23 protein-coding genes are annotated in these 24,271 nt (G+C 72.5%); 4 read left to right on the forward strand and 19 right to left on the reverse strand.

Annotated elements, in window-relative coordinates:
- Nucleotides 1-76: 76 nt before the first annotated feature.
- Both ABZU69_RS05715 and ABZU69_RS05720 read right to left on the reverse strand, forming a co-directional pair.
- A complete protein-coding gene (locus ABZU69_RS05715) occupies nt 77-1,327 on the reverse strand; it encodes an extracellular solute-binding protein (RefSeq protein ID WP_354963227.1) in 1,251 nt (416 codons plus the stop codon).
- A 25-nt stretch (nt 1,328-1,352) separates the two neighbouring features.
- Nucleotides 1,353-2,342: a LacI family DNA-binding transcriptional regulator gene (locus tag ABZU69_RS05720; RefSeq protein ID WP_354963228.1), complete on the reverse strand. Its 990-nt coding sequence runs from the start codon at nt 2,340-2,342 to the stop codon at nt 1,353-1,355.
- 145 nt (nt 2,343-2,487) lie between these two features.
- On the opposite strand from ABZU69_RS05720, the gene ABZU69_RS05725 reads away from it, so the two are divergent.
- Nucleotides 2,488-4,590, forward strand: coding sequence for a glycogen debranching N-terminal domain-containing protein (locus ABZU69_RS05725; RefSeq protein ID WP_354963229.1), 2,103 nt, complete (start codon nt 2,488-2,490; stop codon nt 4,588-4,590).
- A gap of 100 nt (nt 4,591-4,690) precedes the next feature.
- Here the strand turns inward: ABZU69_RS05725 and ABZU69_RS05730 are convergent, their stop codons facing one another.
- The 17 genes from ABZU69_RS05730 to rimP form a co-directional block, all read right to left on the reverse strand.
- A complete protein-coding gene (locus tag ABZU69_RS05730; protein WP_354963230.1) occupies nt 4,691-5,161 on the reverse strand; it encodes a GNAT family N-acetyltransferase in 471 nt (156 codons plus the stop codon).
- Nucleotides 5,162-5,231: 70 nt separating this feature from the next.
- Entirely contained in the window at nt 5,232-6,005 is a 774-nt protein-coding gene (gene dapB / locus ABZU69_RS05735) for a 4-hydroxy-tetrahydrodipicolinate reductase (RefSeq protein ID WP_354963231.1), read from the reverse strand.
- A 107-nt stretch (nt 6,006-6,112) separates the two neighbouring features.
- A complete protein-coding gene (locus tag ABZU69_RS05740) occupies nt 6,113-7,510 on the reverse strand; it encodes a pitrilysin family protein (RefSeq protein ID WP_354963232.1) in 1,398 nt (465 codons plus the stop codon).
- A gap of 47 nt (nt 7,511-7,557) precedes the next feature.
- Entirely contained in the window at nt 7,558-9,951 is a 2,394-nt protein-coding gene (locus tag ABZU69_RS05745) for a polyribonucleotide nucleotidyltransferase (RefSeq protein ID WP_354963233.1), read from the reverse strand.
- A 226-nt stretch (nt 9,952-10,177) separates the two neighbouring features.
- Complete coding sequence (rpsO, locus tag ABZU69_RS05750; RefSeq protein WP_074317913.1) at nt 10,178-10,447, reverse strand: 30S ribosomal protein S15; 270 nt, start codon at nt 10,445-10,447, stop codon at nt 10,178-10,180.
- 200 nt (nt 10,448-10,647) lie between these two features.
- Nucleotides 10,648-11,577 (reverse strand): bifunctional riboflavin kinase/FAD synthetase, encoded by a 930-nt coding sequence (locus ABZU69_RS05755; protein WP_354963234.1) that lies wholly within the window; start codon nt 11,575-11,577, stop codon nt 10,648-10,650.
- 130 nt (nt 11,578-11,707) lie between these two features.
- Complete coding sequence (truB, locus tag ABZU69_RS05760; RefSeq protein ID WP_354963235.1) at nt 11,708-12,592, reverse strand: tRNA pseudouridine(55) synthase TruB; 885 nt, start codon at nt 12,590-12,592, stop codon at nt 11,708-11,710.
- A 55-nt stretch (nt 12,593-12,647) separates the two neighbouring features.
- Nucleotides 12,648-13,961, reverse strand: coding sequence for an MATE family efflux transporter (locus ABZU69_RS05765; RefSeq protein WP_354963236.1), 1,314 nt, complete (start codon nt 13,959-13,961; stop codon nt 12,648-12,650).
- A gap of 544 nt (nt 13,962-14,505) precedes the next feature.
- Nucleotides 14,506-14,715, reverse strand: coding sequence for a DUF6186 family protein (locus ABZU69_RS05770; RefSeq protein ID WP_199723267.1), 210 nt, complete (start codon nt 14,713-14,715; stop codon nt 14,506-14,508).
- The gene (locus ABZU69_RS05775; protein WP_354963237.1) at nt 14,715-15,122 is read right to left on the reverse strand and encodes a hypothetical protein; all 408 of its coding nucleotides are present in this window, start codon (nt 15,120-15,122) and stop codon (nt 14,715-14,717) included. Before ABZU69_RS05775 ends, ABZU69_RS05770 begins: the two co-directional genes overlap by 1 nt.
- A gap of 135 nt (nt 15,123-15,257) precedes the next feature.
- Nucleotides 15,258-16,316, reverse strand: a complete 1,059-nt coding sequence (locus ABZU69_RS05780; protein ID WP_354963238.1) for a bifunctional oligoribonuclease/PAP phosphatase NrnA — start codon at nt 16,314-16,316, stop codon at nt 15,258-15,260.
- On the reverse strand, nt 16,313-16,798 hold the full coding sequence (gene rbfA / locus ABZU69_RS05785) for a 30S ribosome-binding factor RbfA (protein ID WP_354963239.1): 486 nt from the start codon (nt 16,796-16,798) through the stop codon (nt 16,313-16,315). The genes ABZU69_RS05780 and rbfA overlap by 4 nt, the downstream gene beginning before the upstream one ends.
- Before the next feature lie 126 nt (nt 16,799-16,924).
- Entirely contained in the window at nt 16,925-17,221 is a 297-nt protein-coding gene (locus tag ABZU69_RS05790) for a DUF503 domain-containing protein (RefSeq protein ID WP_354963240.1), read from the reverse strand.
- A gap of 90 nt (nt 17,222-17,311) precedes the next feature.
- Nucleotides 17,312-20,326, reverse strand: coding sequence for a translation initiation factor IF-2 (infB, locus tag ABZU69_RS05795; RefSeq protein WP_354963241.1), 3,015 nt, complete (start codon nt 20,324-20,326; stop codon nt 17,312-17,314).
- Between the two features lie 93 nt (nt 20,327-20,419).
- Entirely contained in the window at nt 20,420-20,752 is a 333-nt protein-coding gene (locus ABZU69_RS05800) for a YlxR family protein (RefSeq protein ID WP_354963242.1), read from the reverse strand.
- A gap of 16 nt (nt 20,753-20,768) precedes the next feature.
- The gene (gene nusA / locus ABZU69_RS05805) at nt 20,769-21,812 is read right to left on the reverse strand and encodes a transcription termination factor NusA (protein ID WP_089017218.1); all 1,044 of its coding nucleotides are present in this window, start codon (nt 21,810-21,812) and stop codon (nt 20,769-20,771) included.
- Nucleotides 21,809-22,495, reverse strand: a complete 687-nt coding sequence (gene rimP, locus ABZU69_RS05810) for a ribosome maturation factor RimP (RefSeq protein WP_354963243.1) — start codon at nt 22,493-22,495, stop codon at nt 21,809-21,811. Before rimP ends, nusA begins: the two co-directional genes overlap by 4 nt.
- Nucleotides 22,496-22,649: 154 nt before the next feature.
- Between rimP and ABZU69_RS05815 the strand changes: the two genes are divergently transcribed.
- The 3 genes from ABZU69_RS05815 to ABZU69_RS05825 are packed head-to-tail and all read left to right on the forward strand — an operon-like array spanning nt 22,650 to nt 24,266.
- Complete coding sequence (locus ABZU69_RS05815) at nt 22,650-23,177, forward strand: hypothetical protein (protein ID WP_354963244.1); 528 nt, start codon at nt 22,650-22,652, stop codon at nt 23,175-23,177.
- A complete protein-coding gene (locus tag ABZU69_RS05820) occupies nt 23,174-23,611 on the forward strand; it encodes a ferritin-like domain-containing protein (protein ID WP_354963245.1) in 438 nt (145 codons plus the stop codon). Before ABZU69_RS05815 ends, ABZU69_RS05820 begins: the two co-directional genes overlap by 4 nt.
- Nucleotides 23,612-23,663: 52 nt before the next feature.
- Nucleotides 23,664-24,266: a PadR family transcriptional regulator gene (locus tag ABZU69_RS05825; RefSeq protein WP_354963246.1), complete on the forward strand. Its 603-nt coding sequence runs from the start codon at nt 23,664-23,666 to the stop codon at nt 24,264-24,266.
- Nucleotides 24,267-24,271 lie beyond the last annotated feature (5 nt).

A 24,271-nucleotide genomic window follows, 5' to 3' on the forward strand; every position in this document is an offset into this window, starting at 1 on the left:
CCTGTCTCGGGCCGACGGTGTAAGGAAGGGCCCCTTGTTATCGCCTGGTGCATAAAAAGGGGCCCTTCCTAACACCTCAGCTGGCGCCGAGCGCCGCCTTGGCGTTCTTGTCGAAGTTCTGCAGCACGGTCTTCGGGTCACCGTTGACCAGGCCCTGCAGACCGGTGTCGAGGTCGCCGAGGACGCTGTCCATCTTCGGGGCGTTCACCGGGCCCTGGGCGTACGCGGCGCCGTCGATGAACGGCTTGTCCGCCGGGAAGGCGCTGGTGTACTGGTCGCGCACCGACTGCCGGGACGGCATCACGCCGAACGCCTTGGCGAAGGCCATCTGCTGCTCGCCGCTGGTCATCGCCTCGACGAACTTGATCGCCTGGTCCTTGTACTTGCTCTTGGCCGCGATGCCCCAGCACTGGGTGAAGGAGAGCGTGCCCTGGCCCTTCGCGCCGGCCGGCAGCGGGACGACCTTGTACTTGATGTTCGGGAAGTCGTTCTGGAGGGCGCCCTTGATCCAGTTGCCCTCGATGGTCATCACGGCCTTGCCCTTGCCGAACGCCTCACCGGACCAACCGGCGTCAAGCTGCTTCGGGTACTTGGCGAGGCCCGTGGTCAGCATGGTCTTGACGTACTGGAGGGCGGCCAGGTTCTCCGGGGTGTCGGCGGTGGCCTGCTTGCCGTCCTTGCTCATCAGCCACCCGCCGTTCTGCACCATGAAGGCGCCGATCCGGTCGCGGGTGTCACCGAGGGCCAGCGGGACCTGCCCCTTGGCCTTGATCTTCTGGGCGGTCGCGGTGAGCTGGTCCCAGGTGGTCGGCACGTCGGCGTCGGTCAGCCCGGCCTTGGTCCACAGGTCCGTGTTGATCTGCAGGGCCAGGGTGGAGAAGTCCTTGGGCGCGCAGTAGAGCTTGCCGTCGTAGGTGAAGGCGGTGCGCAGGCTCTCGTAGAAGTCGCTCGTGTTGCTCACCTTGTCGCCGTACGGCTCCAGGGCCCCGACGCTGGCGTAGTCGGCGAACCGCGCCGCGTCGACGTAGAAGACGTCCGGTGGGGTGCCACCGGCGAGGGCCTGACCGAGCTGCTGGGTGAGGTCCTGCGCCGGGGTGACCGTGGCGGTGTTGCCGGAACTGCCGGCCCACTTCGCCGCGGCGTCCTGGACGGCCTTGGTCTCAGCCTCGCCCGAGGAGCCGATCAGGATCTGCAGGCTGGCCGGGCCGCTGGACTGGGTGGCGTCGCCGGAGGAGTCGTCGAAGCCACTGCCGCAGGCCGCAGAGCCGAGGAGGGCGACGGCGGCCAGGCCGGCCACCGCCGCCCGGGTGAGGGTTCGAGGTGCCATGGGTTTCTCCTGGTGGGGGAAGGGACTACGCGGTGTGCCGAAGCGCCAGCGCGGGCTGGAGCAGCACGTGGGCGGGGGTCTCGTGGTTACCGTCGAGGACCCCGGTGAGCAGGTCCACGCAGCGGGCGGCGGCCTCGCCGAGCGGTTGGCTGACGCTGGCCAGCCCGACCGCGGCGGCCACCGGGGTGTCGTCGAAGCCGATCACCGACACGGGCGGGTCGACGCCGCGGATCGCCTGGAGGGCGCCGAGGGCGAGCGAGTCGCTGGCACAGACCACGGCGGTCGGTGCCACGGTGACGAGCAGGTCGCGCATCAGCCGCTCCCCCTCGGCGATGCCGTCCTCGGTCTCCCGGTGCAGCCCGGTCGGGTCGATGCCGGCGGCGCGCAGCGCGTCGCGCCAACCGGCCCGGCGGTCGTCGCCGACGCCGGAGCCGAGCGGCCAACCGATGAACGCGATCCGCCGGTGCCCGGACGCCAGCAGGTGCCGGGTGGCCTGGGCCGTGCCGGCCGCGCCGTCGACGTCGACCCAGGGATGGGCGTCGAGCGCGTCCCACGGCCGGCCGAAGGTCACGAACGGCACGTCCCGGCCGGCGAGCCAGGCGGTACGCGGGTCGCCGTACTTCGTGCCGACGAGCACGAACGCGTCCAGCTCGTACGTGCCCAGCAGGTCGTCGTAGGTGGCGATCTCCCGCTCGTCGTCGGTGGCCGTGTAGAGCAGCACCCGGTAGCCGGCGGCGTCGGCGGTCTCGGTGAGGCCGTGCAGGAAGCGGTCGAGCACCGATCCATTGATGCCGTCACGGGTCGGCTCGATCCGTGCGGCGATCAGCCGGGACCGGCCGGTACGCATCTGCCGGGCGGCCTGGTTGGCCCGGTAGCCGAGCGCGCTGATGGCGTCCTGGACCCGTAGCCGGGTCTCCTCCCGCACGATGTGCGGGGCGTTGAGCACGTTGGACACCGTCTGGCGGCTCACTCGGGCGTGCCGGGCCACCGTCGCGATGGTCACCTTTTCGGCCACTTAATCCCTCTCGCCATCTTGAACGATCCAATCTGGATAAGGCAGGATTAGATCGTTCAAGTTTCTGGAATGTTTCGCACTTTGCACCGCCAGGGGCGCGTTGTCAAGACGTCCGTCCCGCACCCTGAGGATCTGGAGCCACACCGTGATCGAACGCCAGCTGCAACCCCTCCTGCACGAGTTGGTGGGGGTGGTCCTCGCCCCGACCAGCGCACTGGGGGACGCGACCGGGCAGATCCGCCCGACCGGCGTCCAGGGCGTCTTCCACGCCGACGCCAGGGTGCTCTCCCGGGCCGAGCTACGGGTCGACGACCGGGAGCTGGAAGGGCTGACCCGCGGCGACGACGGCGCGCACGGCGCCCGCTTCGTGAGCCTGGCGCGCTGGCTCGGCGACGCCGTGCCCGACCCCACCGTCCGGGTCGACCGGCTCCGCCGGGCCACCCGTGACGGCCTCACCGAGGAGCTGCGGGTCGTCTCCACCGCCACCGTGCCGGTACGCGCCACCGTCAGCATCGACCTCGCCTGCGATCTGGCACCCATCGAGGTGGTCAAGTCCGGCGGCGCCGCGCCGCCGCTGGAAGCCAAGACCGGCCAGCCCGGCGTGCTCACCTGGGCGGCGGAGGGCATCACCGTCACCGTCACCGGCGCGGGCGCCGACGTCCTCGCCACCGGCGAACGGATCACGGCCCCCCGGCTGGCCTGGCCGGTCGAGCTGCCCCCCGGCGGCGAGACGGTGCTGCGCTGGCACCTGACCGTCGAGGACCCGCGCGCCGTGGTCATCGGCCCGGCCGGCGAGCCGGACTGGTCCCGGCCCCAGGTGACCGCCGACGACCGGCGGCTGGTCCGGCTGCTCGACCGCAGCCTCGACGACCTGCGCGGGCTGCGACTGGCCGAGACCGGCGCACCCCGCGACGTCTTCCTCGGCGCCGGGGTGCCCTGGTTCCTCACCCTGTTCGGCCGGGACAGCCTCTGGGCAGCCCGGATGATGCTGCCGCTCGGCACCGACCTGGCCGCCGGCACCCTGCGGGTGCTCGCCCGGCGACAGGGCACCCGCGTCGATCCGGCCACCGGCGAGGCCCCCGGCAAGATCCTGCACGAGCTGCGCCGGCACGAGTTCGCGCTGCCCGACGACGGGCTCCGCCTGCCACCGGTCTACTACGGCACCGTCGACGCCACCATGCTCTGGGTCAACCTGCTGCACGACGCCTGGCGCTGGGGTCTCCCGGTCGAGCAGATCGAACCGCTGCTGCCGCACCTGGAGGCGGCGCTGCGCTGGCTCGGCGAGCACGCCGACCCGGACGGCGACGGTCTGGTCGAGTACATCGACACCACCGGGCACGGGCTGTCCAACCAGGGCTGGAAGGACTCCGGCGACGCCGTCCGGTTCCACGACGGCTCGCTGGCCAGCGCGCCGATCGTGCTGGCCGAGGTGCAGGGGTACGCGCACGAGGCGGCGGTGAACGGCGCCGCGCTGCTCGACGCCTTCGGCCGCCCGGGTGGGGACCGCTGGCGTGCGCACGCGGCCGCGCTCGCCCGCCGGTTCCGGGACAGCTTCTGGGTCGACGGCCGGTACGGCCCGCAGCCCGCGCTGGCCCTGGACCGGGACAAGCGGCCAGTCGACTCACTGACCAGCAACATCGGTCACCTGCTCGGCACCGGCCTGCTCACCGGCGACGAGGAGGACCAGGTCGCCCGCCTGCTCACCACCGACACGCTGGCCGGTGGCTTCGGGCTGCGGACCATGTCCACCGACGACGCCGGATTCAGCCCGCTGTCGTACCACTGCGGTTCGATCTGGACCCACGACACCGCGATCGTGCTCGCCGGGCTGGCCCGCGCCGGGCACCGGGACGCCGCGCTCGGCCTGGCCGAAGGGTTGCTCGCCGCGGCCGAGGCGTTCGACTACCGGCTGCCCGAGCTGTACGGCGGCGACGACCGATCACTGGTGAACCGCCCGGTGCCGTACCCGGCGGCGTGCCGGCCGCAGGCCTGGGCCGCGGCCAGCGCGGTGCTGCTGCTCCAGGCCGCCACCGGGCTCTACCCCGACGTGCCGGGCGGCACGGTCCGGCTGGCGCCGCTGGCCGGATCCGAGCTCGGCGCGCTCACGGTCAGCGGCTTCCGCCTGGCCGGCGCCCCAGTGGACATCACCGTCGACCAAACCGGCCACCCCACCATCACCGGCCTACCCACCCCCCTGACCCCAACCCTCCCCACCCAACGCCGCCCCACCACCTCAACCCCCCACTAGCCCACCCCACCCCGCTCCCACCCCGTTGATCATGAAGTTGTTGTCATCCACCTCGGCGTGTCGTGGCGATAACTTCATGATCAACGAGGGTGGGCGGGTGTTACCAGGTTCGTTCGGCGATTAGTTCGTCGTCGTCCATGGCGCCGGTGGGGTGGAAGCCCAGGGCCGTGTAAAGGGATGCCGCCTGGGTGTTGTCGGGGTGGTACGAGAGGCGGACCGGGGGATTGCCCTCCTTGGCGGCCAGCCAGGCGGCCAGGGTCCGCACGGTGGCTCGACCGACACCCCGGTTCTGCTCGGCGGCGTCGATCAGCATCCCGCCGATCCAGTGCGAGCCGTCGTCGTCCACGCCCCACATGACATGGCCGACGACGGCCTCGTCGGCGTACACCGCGAGCGAGTTCCACACCTCGGAATGAATGCTGACCAGCAGGTAGCGGGCGCCCAGCGCGGCGACGAACCGGCGCTGGTCGTCGCGCGGGGCGACGTCGGCCACGGCACGCCAGTTGTCGTCGTCCACCGGGCGCAGGGAGACGCGGCGTCCGGCCTGGTCCAGATGTCCACCATTGATCATGGCGGCAGCCGAGGACCGGCCCGACTCCCCCGCGATCCGGTTTCCGCCCACCCTCGACACCGCGATGCGGTCAGTCGAGCAGGGCGTCCAGGCCGACGGTGAGACCGGGGCGGTCGCGCACCGCGCGCACGGCCAGCAGCACACCCGGCATGAACGAGGCCCGGTCGTACGAGTCGTGCCGAATGGTCAGCGTCTCGCCGGTGGTGCCGAACAGCACCTCCTGGTGGGCGACGAGCCCGGTGGCGCGCACGGCGTGTACGCGTACCCCGTCGATCTCGGCGCCCCGCGCGCCCGGCACCTCGTCCTTGGTGGCGTCCGGGACCGGGCCGAGCCCAGCCTCGGCGCGGGCCCGGGCGATCTGCCGCGCCGTGTGCGTGGCCGTGCCGCTCGGGGCGTCCAACTTGCGCGGGTGGTGCTGCTCGATGATCTCGACGGACTCGAAGTGCCGGGCGGCCCGCGCGGCGAACTGCATCATCAGCACCGCGCCGATGCCGAAGTTCGGCGCGATCACCACGCCCACCCCCGGCTTGCGGGCAAGCCAGCCGCGCACCCGGTCCAGCCGCTGCTCGGTGAAGCCCGTGGTGCCGACCACCGCGTTGATGCCCTGGTCGATGCACCAGTGCAGGTTGTCCATGACGACGTCCGGCGTGGTGAAGTCGACGACCACCTCGGCGCCGGCGTCGGACGCGGCGAAGAGGCCGTCACCCTGGTCGACCATCGCCACGAGCTCAAGGTCGTCGGCGGTGTCGACCGCCTTGCACACCTCGATGCCCATCCGGCCCCGGGCACCCAGGACACCGACCCGCACCGGGTCGGCGGGAGTTCTCTCCTGCTCGTCAGTCACGGGGCACAACCTATCCCAATCGGGACGCTGGCTCCCGGCCGGACCGGATCCACGCCACTGTCCGGGAGGTCACCCGGCCCGACTGCCCCACCGGGGCGGCAGCGCCCTCAGCCGACGAAGTCGGAGGCGCCGAACGGGCCGACCACGGCCAGCGACATCGGCCGGCCGAGCAGCTCCGCGGCGAGGGCGTTCACGTCCGCCACGGTGACCTCGTCGACCCGCCGGAGCAGCTCGTCCACCGGCATCAGGTCGCCGTAGAGCAGCTCCCCCTTGGCCAGCCGGCTCATCCGGGAACCGGTGTCCTCCAGGCCGAGCACGAACGAGCCCTTGCTCATCCCCTTGCCCCGGGCCACCTCGGCCTCGGTCAGCCCCTCGGCGGCCACCCGGGCCAGCTCGGCGCGGGTCAGGGCCAGCACCTCGTCCACCTTGCCCGGCGCGCAGCCGGCGTAGACGGCGAACAGGCCGCTGTCGGCGTACTGGCTGGCGTACGAGTAGACCGAGTACGCCAGGCCGCGCTGCTCGCGGATCTCCTGAAACAGCCGGCTGGACATGCCGCCGCCGAGCACGTTGTTGAGCACCCCGAGGGCGAAGCGCCGATCGTCGATGCGATCGATGCCGGGGCAGCCGAGGATGATGTGCGCCTGCTCGGTCTCCTTCGGCTCCACCAGAGTGGTGGCGGGCCGGGTCCGTACCGCCGGGGTGGCCTTGCGGTACGGCGCCGGGGTCGCCGGGTCGCTGTCCAGCGGGGTGCCGCGCACCGCCTGGCGGACCAGCTTGACCATCGCGGCGTGGTCGAGGTTGCCGGCGGCGGCGATGACGATCTGCGGCGCGGTGTAACGGCGCCGGTAGAAGCTCTGGATCTGCCGCCGGGTCATCGGCGTGACGGTTTCCTCGGTGCCGGAGATCAGTCGGCCCAGCGGTTGGTCGCCGTAGACGGCGCGGGCGAAGAGGTCGTGCACCTCGTCACCGGGCTCGTCGTCGTGCATGGCGATCTCTTCGAGGATCACGCCGCGCTCGGTCTCCACGTCGGCCGGCTCCAGCAGCGAGTCGGCGACCAGGTCGCACATCACGTCGATCGCCAGCGGCAGGTCCTCGTCCAGCACGCGGGCGTAGTAGCAGGTGTATTCCTTCGTGGTGAAGGCGTTGGTCTCGCCACCCACCGCCTCGATCTGCGAGGAGATCTCCAGGGCGGTGCGCTTGTGGGTGCCCTTGAAGAGCAGGTGCTCGAGAAAGTGTGCGGCACCGGCCTGTGGGCCGGTCTCGTCCCGCGAGCCGACCGCCACCCAGATGCCGAACGAGACGCTGCGCATCGCCGGAATCGCCTCGGTGAGCACGCGCAGGCCGCTGGGCAGCACGGTACGACGTACCGTGCCGCCCAGCGGGTCGTCGCTGAGCGTCCGGGTCACCGCCCGGGCGGTGCCGCCGGAGCGGCCCGCCCCGGTGTCCCGGGACGCGGCCACCCCCCGTCGATCCGGTGGAAACGGCGCACTGAAGGCCCGACTCACGTACTGCTCCCGGTTCGACGAGGGGTGGGTGATGCGATGTACGACGATCAGCTGTGCCGGGTCCGGCGGCGCGGACGCTCGCCGCCCTCACCACCCTCGCCGCCGCCGTTGCCGCCCTCGCCACGGTCGCCGCGCTCCGGGCCACGGCCGCCCTTGTCGCCGCCACGCTCGCGGTCGCCCCGGTCACGCGGCCCACGGTCGCCACGGTCGCGGCTGGCCGGCCGGTCGCCACCGGCGGCCTCACCAGCGGCCGGCGCCTCGGCGCCCTCCGGGCGGACCTTGTCCAGGTAGATCTTGCCGCGGGCGTCGATGTCCGCGATCTCGACCTCGACCCGGTCGCCGACGTTGAGGAAGTCCTCAACGCGCTCGACCCGCTTGCCGTCGCCCACCTTGGAGATGTGCAGCAGGCCGTCACGACCCGGCAGCAGCGAGATGAACGCACCGAACGCGGCGGTCTTGACCACCGTGCCGAGGAACCGCTCGCCCTGCTTGGGCAGGGTCGGGTTGGCGATCCCGTTGATCCGGTCGACGGCCGCCTGGGCCGACGGGCCGTTGGTGGCGCCGACGTAGATCGTGCCGTCGTCCTCGATGGAGATCTCGGCGCCGGTCTCGTCCTGGATCGCGTTGATGGTCTGCCCCTTCGGGCCGATCACCATGCCGATCTTGTCCACCGGGATCTTGACGGTGGTGACCCGCGGCGCGTAGTCCGACATCTCGGCCGGAGCCTCGATCGCCGCCTTCATGACACCGAGGATGACCTGCCGGGCCTCGTTCGCCTGCTGCAGCGCGGCGGCCAGCACGTCCGACGGGATGCCGTTGAGCTTGGTGTCGAGCTGGAGCGCGGTGACGAACTCCGGCGTGCCGGCGACCTTGAAGTCCATGTCACCGAACGCGTCCTCGGCACCGAGGATGTCGGTCAGCGTCACGTACTGGGTCTTGCCGTCCACCTCGTCGGAGATGAGCCCCATCGCGATGCCGGCGACCGGCGCCTTCAGCGGCACACCGGCGCTGAGCAGGCCCAGCGTCGAGGCGCAGACCGAACCCATCGAGGTGGAGCCGTTGGAGCCGAGCGCCTCGGAGACCTGCCGGATGGCGTACGGGAACTCCTCGCGCGACGGCAGCACCGGGATCAGCGCCCGCTCGGCGAGCGCGCCGTGGCCGATCTCGCGCCGCTTCGGCGAGCCGACCCGGCCGGTCTCACCGGTCGAGTACGGCGGGAAGTTGTAGTTGTGCATGTAGCGCTTGCGGTTCTCGGGGGACAGCGTGTCCACCATCTGCTCCATGCGGAGCATGTTGAGCGTGGTGACGCCCAGGATCTGGGTCTCGCCCCGCTCGAACAGCGCCGAACCGTGCACCCGGGGCAGCACGCCGACCTCGGCGGTCAGCGGGCGGATGTCCCGCGGGCCACGCCCGTCCATGCGGACCTGCTCACGCAGCACGCGGTTGCGCACCTCGGACTTGGTCAGCGAGCGGAAGGCGGCGCTGAGCTCCTTCTCCCGACCCTCGAACCGACCACCCAGCTCCTCGGCGACCCGGGCCTTGACCCGGTCCAGGGCCTCCTCGCGGTCGGCCTTGCCGGCGATGGTGATCGCCTCGGCCACCTCGGTGCGGGCCAGCCCGGCGACCGCGTCGTACACGTCGTCCTGGTAGTCCAGGAAGACGGGGAACTCGGTGACCGGCTTGGCGGCGACCTCGGCCAGCTCGCTCTGCGCGCGGCACAGCTCACGGATCGCCGGCTTCGCGGCCTCCAGGCCGCTGGCCACGATCTCCTCGGTCGGGGCGGTGGCGCCGGCCGAGATCAGGGCGACGGCGTTCGGCGTGGCCTCCGCCTCGACCATCATGATCGCGACGTCGCCGTCCTCGAGCGTGCGGCCGGCCACGACCATGTCGAAGGTGGCGCGTGCCAGCTCCTCCAGGGTCGGGAAGGCGACCCACTGGCCGTCGATGTGCGCGACCCGGGTGGCACCGATGGGGCCGGAGAACGGCAGGCCGGAGAGCTTGGTCGACATCGAGGCGGCGTTGATCGCCACGACGTCGTACGGGTGCTGCGGGTCGAGCGCGAGGATGGTCTCGACGACCTGGACCTCGTTGCGCAGGCCCTTGACGAACGACGGGCGCAGCGGCCGGTCGATCAGCCGGCAGGTGAGGATGGCGTCCTCGCTGGGCCGGCCCTCACGGCGGAAGAACGAGCCGGGGATCCGGCCCGCGGCGTACATCCGCTCCTCGACGTCGACGGTCAGCGGGAAGAAGTCGAACTGCTCCTTCGGGTGCTTACCGGCGGTGGTGGCGGAGAGAACGACCGTCTCGCCCAGCTGGGCGACGACGGAACCGGCGGCCTGGCGAGCCAGCCGACCGGTGGAGAAGGTGATCTCACGGGTGCCGAAGGACCCGTTGTCGATCACGGCGGTGCGGGATTCGGTGCCGAGGTTGGTCTCGGTCATGTGCTGTAGTGCTCCTTCGCGTCGTGGGCCCCACGACACGGGGAACTGCTCAGCCGGCCGGTCTTCGATCGAAGCGCCCGGGTGGCCGGCATGATGCCGGGATTCCCGGGGGCCACTACCGGAGACCGGTACGCTGACCGGCTCCCTGTCGGGTGGTCGCGCGGCCCGTGTTCTTCAGGTGGGACGCCGATCGGGGGAGCGGCCGGTCGGCCACTCCCCCGTCACGTCACCGGCGCAGGCCGAGCCGCTCGATGAGCGACCGGTAGCGGGCAATGTCCTTCTTCTGGACGTAGTTGAGCAGCCGACGGCGCCGGCCGACCAGCAGCAGCAGCCCACGGCGGCTGTGGTGGTCGTGCTTGTGCACCTTCAGGTGCTCGGTCAGCTCAGCGATCCGCTTGGTGAGGACCGCGACCTGGACCTCCGGCGAACCGGTGTCGCCCTCGGCGGTCGCGTACTCCGCGCGGATCGTGGCCTTGGCTTCCTGATCGAGCGCCATGTTCTCCCTGTTTCAGTGGGTTGATCAAGTAGTTGTCCGTCGTCCCGATGGACCGGGGACGGACCGGTCCTCGCACCCGCGGCGTCGAGCAGGCACGCGAGGCCCCACGCCGGTCACCCGACGTTTCCGCCAGACTACCAGCACCCGCCGGTAGCACCCGGTCAAGGGCCTCGGGCAGGCAGCTGCGTCGCCCGGGAGGATCAGCCCAGGGCGCGCCGGGTGCGTTCGACGTCCTGTTCCATCTGGGCGATCAACGGCTCGATCGAGTCGTACCGGATCTGCCCCCGCAGGTGCGCCACGAAGTCCAGGGCCAGCCGCTCGCCGTAGAGGTCACCGTCGAAGTCCAGCGCGTACGCCTCCACCCGCCGCTCCCGGCCGGAGAAGGTCGGGTTGGTGCCCACCGACACCGCCGCCATCAGCGGCTCGCGCTGCCCGCGGCGGATCAGCCGGGCCGCGTACACCCCGTCGGCGGGCACCGCCGCGTACCGGTGGCAGAGCAGGTTGGCGGTGGGAAAGCCCAGTTCCCGCCCACGCTGGTCACCGCGGACCACCACGCCCTCCAGCCGGTGCGAACGGCCCAGCGCGGCCGCCGCCGCGCCCACGTCGCCCGCGTCGACGCAGGAGCGGATGTACGTCGAGGAGAAGACGGTGCCGTCCTCGGCGACCAGCGGGCCGCCCTCCACCGCGAAGCCGAAGGTCTGACCCAGCCGCTCCAGCAGCGCCACGTCGCCGGCCGCCCGGTGCCCGAAACGGAAGTTGCTGCCGACCACCACCAGCGCCGCGTGCAGGTGCTCGACCAGGATGTCGTGCACGAACTGCTCGGCGGGCAGCCGGGAGAACTCTGGTGTGAACGGCACCACGCAGAGCACGTCCACGCCGAGCGCCTCGATCAGCTCAGCCTTGCGGGCGGGCTCGGTGAGCACAGCCGGATGCGAGCCGGGGCGGACCACCTCGGCCGGGTGCGGGTCGAACGTGACCACGACGGACTGCACGCCCAGCTCTCGGGCCCGGGCCACGGCGTGCCCGATGGTCGCCTGGTGCCCCTTGTGCACGCCGTCGAAGACGCCGATGGTGACGACCGAACGCCCCCACCCGCCGGGCGCCGCGTCGTACCCCCGCCACCGCTGCATGCCGCTCCCCTCCGTAAGGAAGGGCCCCTTCTCAACGCCTCGTGCAGAGGAAGGGCCCCTTGTTAACACTCGCCGGGCGGATCCGCGCCGCCGGGCGCCACCCGGGCGCGCGCACCGGCGGCCTCGCCGTCTAGGCCGGGGCGAGCACGATCTCCGCGCGGGCCCGCCCGTCCCGCTCGCTGACGATAGCGATCAGCCCGCCGGCCGGGCCGAAGACGGCGTACGGCCCGGTCAGGCCGGCCGGGTCCAGCGGCCCGCCGTGGGCGAGCACCCGCGCCTCGTCGGGCGTGGCCTCCCGACGGGGGAAGAACCGGTCGGCCGCCGCGTCGAGCGGCAGGTTGACCACGTCCGGGGCGCGCTGCTCCAGCTCGTCGAGGGTGGTCGCCTCGGCGAGGGTGAAGCCGCCCACCGCGGTTCGGCGCAGCGCGGTCAGATGGCCACCGACTCCGAGCGCCAGGCCCGCGTCCCGGGCGATGGCGCGGATGTACGTGCCGGAGGAGCAGGTGACGTCGATGTCCACGTCCACCACGTCCGGCTCGGTGCGGCGGATCGCCAGCACCTCCAGGCGGGAGATGGTGACCCGCCGCGCCGGCAGCTCGACGTTCTCCCCGTCGCGCACCCGCTTGTACGCCCGCTGCCCGTCGATCTTGATGGCGCTGACCGCGCTCGGCACCTGGTCGATCTCGCCGGTCGACGCGCTCAGCGCAGCCCGGATCGCGTCGTCGGTGACCTGACCGGCCGGGGTGGTGGCGATCACGTCGCCCTCGGCGTCGTCGGTGACGGTGGCCTGGCCGAGCCGGATGGTGCCGGTGTAGCTCTTGCCCGCGCCGATCACGTAGGTCAGCAACCGGGTGGCCCGGCCCACGCCGATCACCAGCACACCGGTCGCCATCGGGTCGAGCGTGCCGCCGTGCCCGACCCGCCGGGTCTTCGCCAGCCGGCGGATCCGCGCCACCACGTCGTGCGACGTCATGCCGCCGGATTTGTCGACCACGATCAGACCATCGGTGCTCACGTCGCCCAAGCCTGCCAGATGCCCCGGATGGCGACGTGTGTGGGCAGGCGCCGCCTCAACGAATCGCGCCGACGACGGCCCAGCGGCCGTCGCGCAGTCGTAGCAGCAGGGCGACCAGCCGGATCACCACGAACAGGGTGAGCCCGGCCCAGATGCCGCCCAGCCCCAGCTTGAGCCCGTACGCCAGCCAGATGGCCGGCAGGAAGCCGCCGAGCGCCGCCACGATGGTGAGGTTGCGCAGGTAGCGCACGTCGCCGGCGCCGATCAGCACGCCGTCGAGCGCGAACACCACTCCGGCCAGCGGCTGCATGGCGACGAACCAGGGCCAGGCCACCATGGCCTGCTCGCGTACCTCGGGGTCGGAGCTGAACAACGACGGCACCACGCCGGCGCCGGCGGCGATCAGCAGCGCGAACCCGACGCCGCAGACGCCGCCGAGCAGCCCGATCCGGCGGGCCAGCGCCCGGGCGCCCGCCGCGTCGCCGGCCCCGAGCGCGGCGCCCACCAGGGACTGCGCGGCGATGGCGAGGGCGTCGAGCACCAGCGCGGTGAAGAACCAGAGTTGGAGCGCGATCTGGTGGGCGCCGACGGCGGCGGCGCCGAAGCGGGCGGCGACGGCGGTCGCGGAGAGGAAGCTGGCCTGGAACGCCACGCCCCGGATCAGCAGGTCCCGGCTGAGCACCAACTGCTGGCGGATCAGCCGGGGTCGGGGTCGCAGCGACACCCGCTCGGCGACCAGCGCGGCGGCGAAGAGCACCCCGGCGAGCGTCTGCGCGATCACGTTCGCCACGGCCGACCCCACCAGGCCGAGCCCGGCGGGGTAGACCAGCAGCGGGCAGAGCAGGGCGGAGAGCAGGTTGGGGCCGAGCACGAAGACCAGCGGGCGGCGGGTGTCCTGCACTCCACGCAGCCAGCCGTTGCCGGCGGCGGCGAGCAGCAGGCCGGGAGCGCCGAGCGCCGCGATCCGAAGCCATTGCGCGGCGGCGTCGGCCACCTCCCCGCCGCCTCCGGCGAGGGTACGTGCCAGCGCGCCCCCGCCGATCTGCATGCCGACGGCGACCAGCAGCCCGACGCCGAACGCAAGCCAGGACGACTGAACGCCCTCGGCCACCGCCGCTGCCCGGTCGCCGGCGCCGAAGCGGCGGGCCGAACGCCCGGTGGTGCCGTACGCGACCACGGTGCCGAGCCACGCGGTGAGCGTCATGACCGTGCCGCCGACGGCGAGCGCGGCCAGCGGCACCCGGCCGAGGTGACCGACCACGGCGGTGTCGACCAGCACGTAGAGCGGTTCGGCGGCCAGCACCACGAGGGCTGGCAGGGCGAGGCCGGCGATCCGCCGGGGGGACGCGGCAAGCGTGCTGGTGTCCATCGCCGGCGATCCTGTCACGAGCTCGGTAAGGATCGCAAGGGTGGACAGCACTTACTGGCGATGGCCGGCGGGGCTACCCCGCGGTGCGGGATCAGTGCGTGGTGCGGCCCGGACGGGACCAGGCCGGTCGGGCGGTGACGCCGTGGACGGAAATCGTCGGCGGCGTCACCGCCGGACGGGTCGGGTCACTGACGGGTGTCCATCGACGTCTGCAGCGCGCGGCGGGCCTGCTCGCGGGCGTCGTCGGTGGTCTCCGGCTTGGGCTTGTTCGGCATGGTGGCGCTCCTTCCAGGGTGCGAGCCACCGGCACGCGGCGGCCCTCACGGGCGGTCGTGCTGAGCGCCCCACGGCGGTCCGGGGTTACCGGAGCAGCCGGCTGGGCGGCGTAAGCCCGGGTCGGTCCGACCCTGGAGGGAGGCGGCACGAGGTGTGGCACCACCGCCCACGACCTGCACCGCGGCGCGGCGCCGGCCGTCTCCCAAGCTATCGTTCAGGTCCACATGCTGCCCACGGTTCCCGCTATCTGGACAGGCCGGTACCCGGTTCAGCGGGCCAGGAAGTGCCAGCCCAGCCACCACCAGAAGCCGAACAGACCGATCCGGCCCACCGGCACCGGGCCGACCTCGTAGCGCATCACGTACGCGCAGACCTCGCCCAGCGTGGGGATCCGGGAGCCCTCCCGCCGGGCCAACCACTCGACCACGCCGAAGAGGGCCAGCGCGGTGAGGAAGCCGCCGATCGCGAGCGCCCGCATCATCGCCGCACCAACCCCCAGAACGCGCCCAGCCAGGCGAACCAGGCCGCCGACCGGGTCAGCTGGTCCTCCAGCAGGGGATCGGCCAGCTGGGAGAAAGTGGGGAAGTCGTCGCCAACCGCCAGCACGAAGGTGACGCCTTCGAAGACGCCGAAGATCACGACCGGCAGCGCCCACCAGGCCGCGCCCACACCCAGCCGGCGCGGCGCCGGACGACGGGGCACCCGGTTGCTCAGACCGAGCCAGATCAGCACCCCGCCGGTGCCGAGGGTGTACAGGTTGGCCTCGGTGGAGAATGACGCGAACCGGCCACCGACGAGCGACAGGCAGACGAGGACCGGTACGGAGACGGCAGGCCGGTCCCAGGCGCGGGGGGCCTCCATGGTGAGGTCGTGCGGCTGCTCCATCCCGCAATTCTTCCCGGTCTCACCGAACGCGGGAAGACCAACATTCCCCGGAGTTGACCCTGATCTCCCCCTCGGCAGAGCGCGTGGCTGGTCCGCGCACCGGGTGTGCGACACCCGGCGGCGCGAGCGCCTCGGTCAGTCGCCGGGGCGGATCAGTGCCGCGTCCAACTGGCCGCGGATCGCCTCGACCACCTGCTCGACGGTGCCCCGACCGGTGAACCCGGCCGCGAACTTGTGGCCACCACCGCCCAGCGCGACCGCCACCCGGCTGACGTCGACCGCGCCCTTGCTGCGCATCGACACGGCCCAGTCGCCGGGCGTGGTCTGCTTCAGCACGCAGCTCACGTCCGCCTCGGCGGTGCACCGCACCGAGTCGATCAACGCCTCCAGCACGTACGGGCGCTGGTCGTGCCGGGCCAGGTCGTCCAGGGTCGCGAACGTCCACACCAGGCCCCGACCGTCGGCCTCGGCCGGCTCCAGCCGGGCCCGGCCCAGCACCTCGCCGAAGAGCCGGACCGCGCCGAAGGGGCGGGTGTCGAAGACGCGCCGGGAGATGTCACCGGGTGAGATGCCGGTGGCCAGCAGCCGGGCGGCCAACTGGTGCACCGCGGGGGTGGTCGCCTCGAACCGGAACGAGCCCGTGTCCGTGGTCAGTGCCACGTAGAGGCACTCCGCGATGGCCCGGTCCAACGCCACACCGAGCCGGGCCAGCAGCTGCTCGGCCACCACCGAGGTCGCCGCGGCCGCCGGGTCGACCAGGTTGACCGTGCCGAAGCCGGTGTTCGAGGCGTGGTGGTCGAGCACCAGCGCCGCCCCCGCGGACGACAACCGCCCGACCAGCTCACCGAGGCGCGACTCGCTCGCCGCGTCGAAGCAGATCACCAGGTCCGGGTCGGGATCCGCGGCGCTGGCCGGGACCAGCAGGTCCAGCCCGGGGATCCCCCGGAACGGCTCAGGCACCTCCGGCGGCCCGGGAAAGGTCGCCTGCAGGTGGCGTACGCCGAGCTGACGCAGGCCCAGGCCGAAGCCGAGCATGCTGCCCAGCGCGTCGCCGTCCGGGTTGACGTGACAGATCAGCAGCACCCGGCCGGTCGGCGGAAGGGCGCGAACCAGCGCCTCGGCCGCCACCCAGTCCGCCTGGGTGGGGCCGGCACCGACCGCCGTCGCTAGCTGGGGGCCGGCGGTGCCGGTCACCGCGCTTCCCCACCCCGGGGGTTTTCCGGGACCTCGGCGCCCTCGCCGTCGGTCTCGTCCGTCTCCTCGTCGACCCGGTACGGCTGCGCCTCGCCCGCGTACTTCGCCTGGGCGGCGAGCCGCTGCACCTCGGCGTCCGCGTTGCGGGCCGCGGCGAGCAGGTCGTCGATGTGCTTGACCTGATCCTGCACGTCGTCGAGGACGAAGGTGAGGGTCGGCGAGTGCCGCAGCCCGAGCGCCTTGCCGACGGTGCTGCGCAGCAGCCCCTTGGCGCTCTCCAGCGCCGCCGCGGTGTCCGCCTGGGCCACCGCGTCGCCGAGCACGGTGTAGAAGACCGTCGCGTCGCGCAGGTCGGCCGTGATCCGGGCGTCGGTGATCGTGATCATGCCGAGCCGCGGGTCCTTGATCTGGCTCCGCACCACCGACGCGACCAGCTCACGCACCCGTTCCGCGTGCCGGCGTACCTTGGCCGGATCAGACATCTCGCCACCTCCACGGCGTCCTGCTCCCGGCCGACACGGCGACCCGCGGGCCGCCGGCCGACCGGCCAACATCTCGAACACTACCTTCGCGACCGGCCGGGTCGCCCGGCACCGTCGGCACCCTGCTCAGTCGTCCTCCGCGCCGTACAACCGGCGCCGAACCGACAGCAGCTCCACCTCGGGGCGACCGACCACCAGGCGCTCGCAGGAGTCCAGCACCTCGCGGACGTGGGCCGCCTCGGCGGCCACCACGGCCACCGCTATCTGCGCTCGACCGTGCAGGTCGAGCGCTCCCACCTCGGCGGCCGACACCTCGAAGCGGCGCAGCGCCGCCACGATCGGCCGTACATATGATCTCTTGGCTTTGAGCGACCTGGAGTCGCCCGGCAGCAGCAGGTCGAAGACCGCGGTTCCGGTGAACATCGCCCCGGACGATACCGCCAACCCGCCCCGCATGATCAAGGGGTTTACGCCGAGCGGCGTAAACCCCTTGATCAGCGTGTCACTGCCGGATCAGGCGCGAACCTTCTCCCGCATCTCGAAGGTCTCGATGATGTCGCCGACCTGGACGTTGTTGTAACCACCCAGGGTCAGACCACACTCGAAGCCCTCGCGGACCTCCGTGGCGTCGTCCTTGAACCGCTTCAGGGAGCTGATCGTGAGGTTGTCCGCCACGACCGCCCCGTCCCGCAGCAGGCGCGCCTTCGCGTTGCGCCGGATGACACCGGACCGGACGATACAACCGGAGATGTTGCCGATCTTGGACGAGCGGAAGACGTCGCGGATCTCCGCGCTGCCCAGCTCGACCTCCTCGTACTCCGGCTTGAGCAGGCCCTTGAGCGCCGCCTCGATCTCCTCGATGGCCTGGTAGATGACGGTGTAGTACCGGATCTCCACGCCCTCGCGGTCGGCCATCTCGCGGACCTTGTTCGAGGCCCGCACGTTGAAGCCGATGATCGTGACCGGCTCGGACGAGGCGCTCGCGAGCATGACGTTGCTCTCGGTGATCGCGCCGACGCCCCGGTCGAGGACCTTGAGCTGGACCTCCTCGGGAATGTCGAGGTTGAACAGCGCGTCCTCCAGGGCCTCCACCGAACCGGAGCCATCGCCCTTGAGGATGAGGTTGAGCGACGTCTTCTCGCCCTCCTTGAGCTGCTCCATGAGCGTCTCGAGGGTGGCCCGGCCACGGGAGTTGGCGAATGCCGCCGCCCGCCGCCGCGCCTGGCGCTGCTCGGCGATCTGCCGCACCGTACGGTCGTCCGCCGCGGCGAGGAACGTGTCACCCGCGCCGGGCGGCGCGGTCAGACCCAGGACCATGACCGGACGCGCCGGCCCGGCCTCGGAGACCTGGTTGCCGTTCTCGTCGAGCATGGCCCGGACCCGGCCGTGCGCCCCACCGGCGACGATCGAGTCGCCCGCCCGCAGGGTGCCCTTCTGCACCAGCACCGTCGCCACCGCACCGCGGCCCTTGTCCAGGTGCGCCTCGATGGCCACACCCTGCGCCGGCCCGTCGATCGGAGCGGTCAGCTCCAGCGACGCGTCGGCGGTCAGCAGGACAGCCTCGAGCAGCTCCTCGATGCCGATGCCCGGCTTCGCGGCCACGTTGACGAACATGGTCTCGCCGCCGTACTCCTCAGCGACCAGGCCGTACTCGGTCAGCTGCTGGCGAACCTTGTCCGGGTTGGCCTCCGGCTTGTCGACCTTGTTGACCGCGACCACGATCGGCACGTCAGCCGCCTTGGCGTGGTTCAACGCCTCGATCGTCTGCGGCATCACGCCGTCGTCGGCCGCGACCACCAGGATCACGATGTCCGTCACCTGGGCACCACGAGCACGCATGGCGGTGAACGCCTCGTGACCCGGGGTGTCGATGAAGGTCACCGCGCGGTCCATGCCGTCGTGCGGCACGTGGACCTGGTAGGCACCGATGTGCTGGGTGATGCCACCGGCCTCGCCGGCCACGACGTTCGCCTTGCGGATCGCGTCGAGCAGCTTGGTCTTACCGTGGTCGACGTGACCCATGACGGTCACCACCGGCGCACGGCTGACCAGACGCTCCTCGGCCACCTCCGCGTCGAGGTCGATGTTGAACTGCGCGAGCAGCTCGCGGTCCTCGTCCTCCGGGCTGACGATCTGGATGTCGAATCCGAGGTGCTCACCCAGCAACTGCAGGGTGTCGTCAGAGCAGGACTGGGTCGCGGTGACCATCTCGCCCAGGTTGAACATCTCCTGGACCAGCGAACCCGGGTTGGCGTTGATCCTGTCGGCGAAGTCCGACAGCGACGCGCCACGGGAGAGCCGGACGACCTGACCCTGACCCCGGGGAGCACCCGAGCTCATGGTCGGGGCCGACAGGTTGTCGAACTCCTGTCTGCGCTGCTTCTTGGACTTGCGACCGCGCGTCGGCCGGCCACCCGGACGCCCGAAGGCACCCGCGGCGCCACCGCCACGGCCACGACCGCCCGCACCCGGACGACCGCCACCACCGGCCGGAGCACCCGGACGGAAACCGCCACCGGGAGCACCGCCGCCGCCGGGACCGCCACGGTAGCCACCGCCACCGCCGGCACCCGCGCCGCCACCGGGGCCGCCGCGGTAACCGCCACCGCCACCGGCGCCACCGCCGGGACCGCCACGGAAGCCACCGCCACCGCCACCGGGACGACCAGCGCCGCCACCGGGACGACCAGCGCCACCGGGGCCGGGACGACCGGCGGCCGGACGCTGACTCGGCATGGACGCCGGGCTGGGCCGCGGCGGCATGGAGTTCGGGCTCGGACGCGGCGGCATGCCCGCCGGGGTGTTGGGCCGGGGGCCACCCGCGCCCGCCGCCGGCGGCCGCTGCTGCTGGCCACCCTGAATGCCGAACGGGTTGTTACCGGGGCCGCGCGCCGGCGGACGACCGCCGGGCCGGGCACCGGGACCCGGTGCCGGCGTGCTCGGACGAGCTGCCGGCGAACCGGGACGGGGCGGCATCGCGGCGGGACCCGGCCGAGGGCCGGGGCGGTTGCCGCCGTCTGCCGGAGGCTCCCGGCGAACGGGGTTGTCCCGCTGCTGCTGACGGGCGGCCTGCGCGGCCTTGACCGCGGCCTCCTGCTCAGCCTTCAGCGCGGCGGCACGCGCCTCCGCGGCCGCCACCTCGATGTCGTGGGCACTCGCCGGCTTGGCGACCGGGGCCGGGGCCGCGGGCTGCGGCGCACCAGGCACCGGACCCTTCGGCTTCGGACCCGGGGCCGGCGCGGCCGGCCGCCGAGGCGGCATCGGCTTGGCCGAGACCCGGGGCGCGCCCGGGGTCGGGGACGGCGTCGGGGTCGAAGCCGGCGCCGGCGCGGGCGCCGACGGGGCGGCCGGCGCCGGAGCACCGGCGGACGCCACTAATGCGTTACGCAGCCGCCGGGCGACGGGCGCCTCGACGGTGCTGGACGCGGACTTCACGAACTCGCCCATTTCCTTCAGCTTGGCGAGAACGGTCTTACTCTCGACCCCGAGCTCTTTTGCAAGCTCGTGTACGCGGGCCTTGCCTGCCACTGCACTCCTCACTCCGAGGTCGTGCGGGCAGCACCCGCAGCGACCTCACTCGTGCACTTGAAGCCTGGTCATTTCAGGGACTTCATCGTGTGCTCATGTCGGTCGTCCTACCCTGCTAGCGACCCTCGCCCGGTCGGGCTGACCGGACGTAGTGGTTGGCGCATCGACGTGCTCCGCCAGCACACCGTGGTCAAGGACCTCGGTGATGCGCAACGCACGCCCGAAGGCGCGGCGCCGCACCGCCAGCGCGAAGCAGGCCGGATCCGGGTGCATGTTCGCTCCCCGACCCGGCAGCCTGCGGAGCGGATCAGGCCGGAGGCTGTAACCAGCCTCGTCTCCGATCGCGACGATCCGCAGCAATTCGCTGGCCGGCGCACGTTGCCGGCAACCCACACAGGTGCGCTCCGGCTGCGCGCGTCGTACCACTGGAGGAAGTCTACCCCTAGCTGCCCGAGATCGCGCCGCCCGGTTCCGGCACGTGATCAGCTGCCCCACGCGCGGCCGGGCTGGTCTGCTCCGCGTCGGACCGAATGTCGATCCGCCAACCGGTCAATCGGGCCGCGAGGCGGGCATTCTGCCCCTCCCGCCCGATGGCGAGAGAGAGCTGGAAGTCCGGAACGGTCACCCGGGCGGCCCGGGCGGCAAGGTCCACCACCTCGACCCGCAACGCCTTGGCCGGCGACAACGCGTTGCCGACGAAGGTCGCCGGGTCGTCCGACCAGTCGATAATGTCGATCTTCTCACCGTGCAGCTCGCTCATCACCGCGCGCACCCGCTGGCCCATCGGGCCGATGCAGGCGCCCTTGGCGTTCACCCCGGGGGTGGTGGAGCGTACGGCGATCTTCGTACGGTGACCTGCCTCACGGGCGATCGCGCCGATCTCCACCGTGCCGTCGGCGATCTCCGGCACTTCCAGCGCGAACAGCTTCTTGACCAGCGCCGGGTGCGACCGGGACAGGGTGATCTGCGGTCCGCGCATGCCCTTGGCCACGTGCACCACCACGCAGCGGATCCGCTCGCCGTGCGCGTACCGCTCGCCGGGCACCTGCTCGGACTGCGGCAGCACACCCTCCAGCTTGCCCAGGTCGACGCTGACGATGCCCTTCTCGGTCCGCGTCTCGTGCGCCTGCACCACGCCGGTGACCAGGTCGCCCTCGCGGCCGACGTACTCGCCGAAGTGCACCTCGTCGGTGGCCTCCCGCAGCCGCTGGAGGATCACCTGCTTGGCGGTCATGGCGGCGATCCGGCCGAAGTCGTGCGGGGTGTCGTCCCACTCCCGCACCAGGGTGCCGTCCTCGTCCATCTCCTGCGCGTACACCAGGGCGGCGCCGGACTTGCGGTCGATCTCCACCCGGGCGTGCGGCTCGGCACCGTCGGTGTGCCGGTAGGCGGTCAGCAACGCGGTCTCGATCGCCGCGAGAATCGTGTCGAACGGGATCTCCCGCTCGCGCTCGAGTGCGCGCAGCGCCGCGAGGTCGATGTTCACCTCTCCTCGTCCTCCACATCATCTTCGTCGTCGATGTCGTCTGAATCGTCGATCTCGTCGGTCTCGTCCGCGTCGTCGAACTCGTCCGGCTCGCCCAACTCGGCGAGCCTGGTGAACTCGACCTGCACCCGGCCCGGGCCCAGCTGGGCGTACGGGAGGAGGGCGCGGCCGTCGTCGGTCTCCAGCTGCACGCCCTCGTCGTCGGCGGCGACGACCCGGCCGGTCAGCTGGCGGTCCCCGGCGGGCTGCTCGCCGCGCTGGCCGGGCAGCCCGGCCGCGCCCCGGGCGGTGACCTTGACCAGCCGGCCCACGTTGCGCCGCCAGTGGCGGGGCAGGGTGAGCGGCCGGTCCACGCCCGGCGAGCTGACCTCCAGCTGGTACTCCCCGGCGACAATGTCGCCGCCGGTCTCCTCGGCGGCGTCCAGCGCGGCCGAGACGGCGCGTGAGACGTCCGCGACGGCGTCCAGGTCGATCCCGCCGTCGGCGTCCACGATCACTCGGACCACGTGTCGCCGGCCGGCCCGGGAGACCGAAAGGTCCTCCAGGTCGTAGCCGACGCCGTTGACCACCGGCTCGATCACAGTCCGCAACCGGGTACGCCGCGCGGCGAGATCACCGCCGCGGGGACCCGCGCCGTCGCGGGGTCGACCTGTCGACCTGGTGGCACGGCCACGCTGCGTCATCTCCGCACCCTTTCCCTGGTCGACGGTCCGGGTTGTCCCGCCATGCCGGCACGCCACCGGAGCGGACGCGCCGGTGGCTGCGCAGAGCGTAACGCGCCAGCCCGTCGGTGGACCGGGCGGCGCACCGACGCCGGTGGCCCCCGGAGCGGCGCGGATGGTGTTGACTTGGCCGGTGGGGATCGGCAGAACGACACAGCGCGACCAGGCATCCGGGCATTCCCGGCGAAAGCTCCTGCGTACCGGGGTGCTGCTGGCGCTCAGCGGCGCCGCGGCGCCGCTGACCGGCTGTGATCTTTTCGACCGTGACGACGAGCCGGCGCCGCCACCGGACCCGCTGCGGCCGATGGTGGACGAGTCACTCGGGCTGGCCGCGGCGCACCGGGCGAGCGCCGCGGCGCACCCGGAGCTGGCCGGCCGGCTGGACCCCATCGCCGAGGCGCACACCGCGCACGCCACCGAGCTGGCCCGGGTGATCGGGGTCGCGTTGCCGTCGGCGCCCGCCGCGGACCCGACCACCGCCCCGGCGACCGACCCGGCCGGCGCGCTGGCCGCCCTGCGGACGCTGGAGAAGACCGGCCAGCGATCCGCCACCCTCGCCTGCGCCGCCGCCCCGGCGGAACGCGCGGCGCTGCTCGGGTCGATCGCCGCCGCCCGGGCAACCCATCAGGAGGCACTGAAGTGAGGCAGCCGTCCGTCGGCGAGGCGCTCGCCGCCGCCCTCTCCGCCGAGTACGCGGCCATCTACGCCTACGGGCGGATCGGCGTCCGGCTCAGCGGGGCGGCCCGGGACGCCGCGCACCAGGCCGAGGCCGCGCACCGACGCCGGCGCGACGCGCTGGTGGTGCAGCTCAGCACCGCCGGCAGCACCGTGCCGCCGGACCTGGCTGGCTACGCGCTTCCGTTCCCGGTCACCGACCGGGCGAGCGCGTTGCGCCTGGCCGTGGAGGTCGAGGAGCGCACCGCGGCGCACTGGCGGGCCGCGCTGGCCTCCACCACCGGCGCCGACCGGGACCAGGCGCTGGCCGCCCTGGTCGAGTACGCCGTGCGCGCCACGAGGTGGCGAAAGACCGCCGGGGTGACCCCGTCGACTGTCGCGTTTCCCGGCCGCCCGACCTGAACGGGTTCGCCGCGGTTGCGGTGCGCATACCAGGTATGCATACTCCGTTGCCATGTCCATCCGTCACGGGTTGCTCGCCCTGCTCGAACGCGGCCAGATGTACGGCTACCAGCTGCGGGCCGCGTTCGAGGAGTCGACCGGCTCGACCTGGCCGCTGAACATCGGGCAGGTCTACACCACGCTGTCCCGGTTGGAACGGGACGGTCTGGTGCGCCCGCTGCCGGAGAGCGAGGCCGGGCAACGGCCGTACGAGATCACCGATGCCGGCCGGGCGGACCTGGCGCTGTGGTTCGCCACCCCGGTCAGCCGTACCGACCGTCCGCGTGACGAGCTGGCGATCAAGCTGGCGCTGGCGCTGACCACCCCCGGCGTGGACGTCCGCTCGGTGGTGCAGGCCCAGCGCAGCGCGACGATGCGGGCGTTGCAGGAGTTGACCCGGTTGAAGTACGGCAGCGACCGGCCGGAGGACCTGCCCTGGCGGCTGGTGCTGGACTCGATGGTGTTCCAGGCCGAGGCGGAGGTGCGCTGGCTGGACCACTGCGAGACGAGTCTGGTGCGGCATCAACCCGGGGCCCCCGGGCCACCCGTGCCCAGGCCGGGCGACGCCGACGCGTCCGACGCGGCGCGGTGGGCCGACGAGGAGGCGCGACGGTGAGCGGG

Source organism: Micromonospora sp. NPDC005206 (assembly GCF_040608175.1).
GTDB lineage: Bacteria > Actinomycetota > Actinomycetes > Mycobacteriales > Micromonosporaceae > Micromonospora.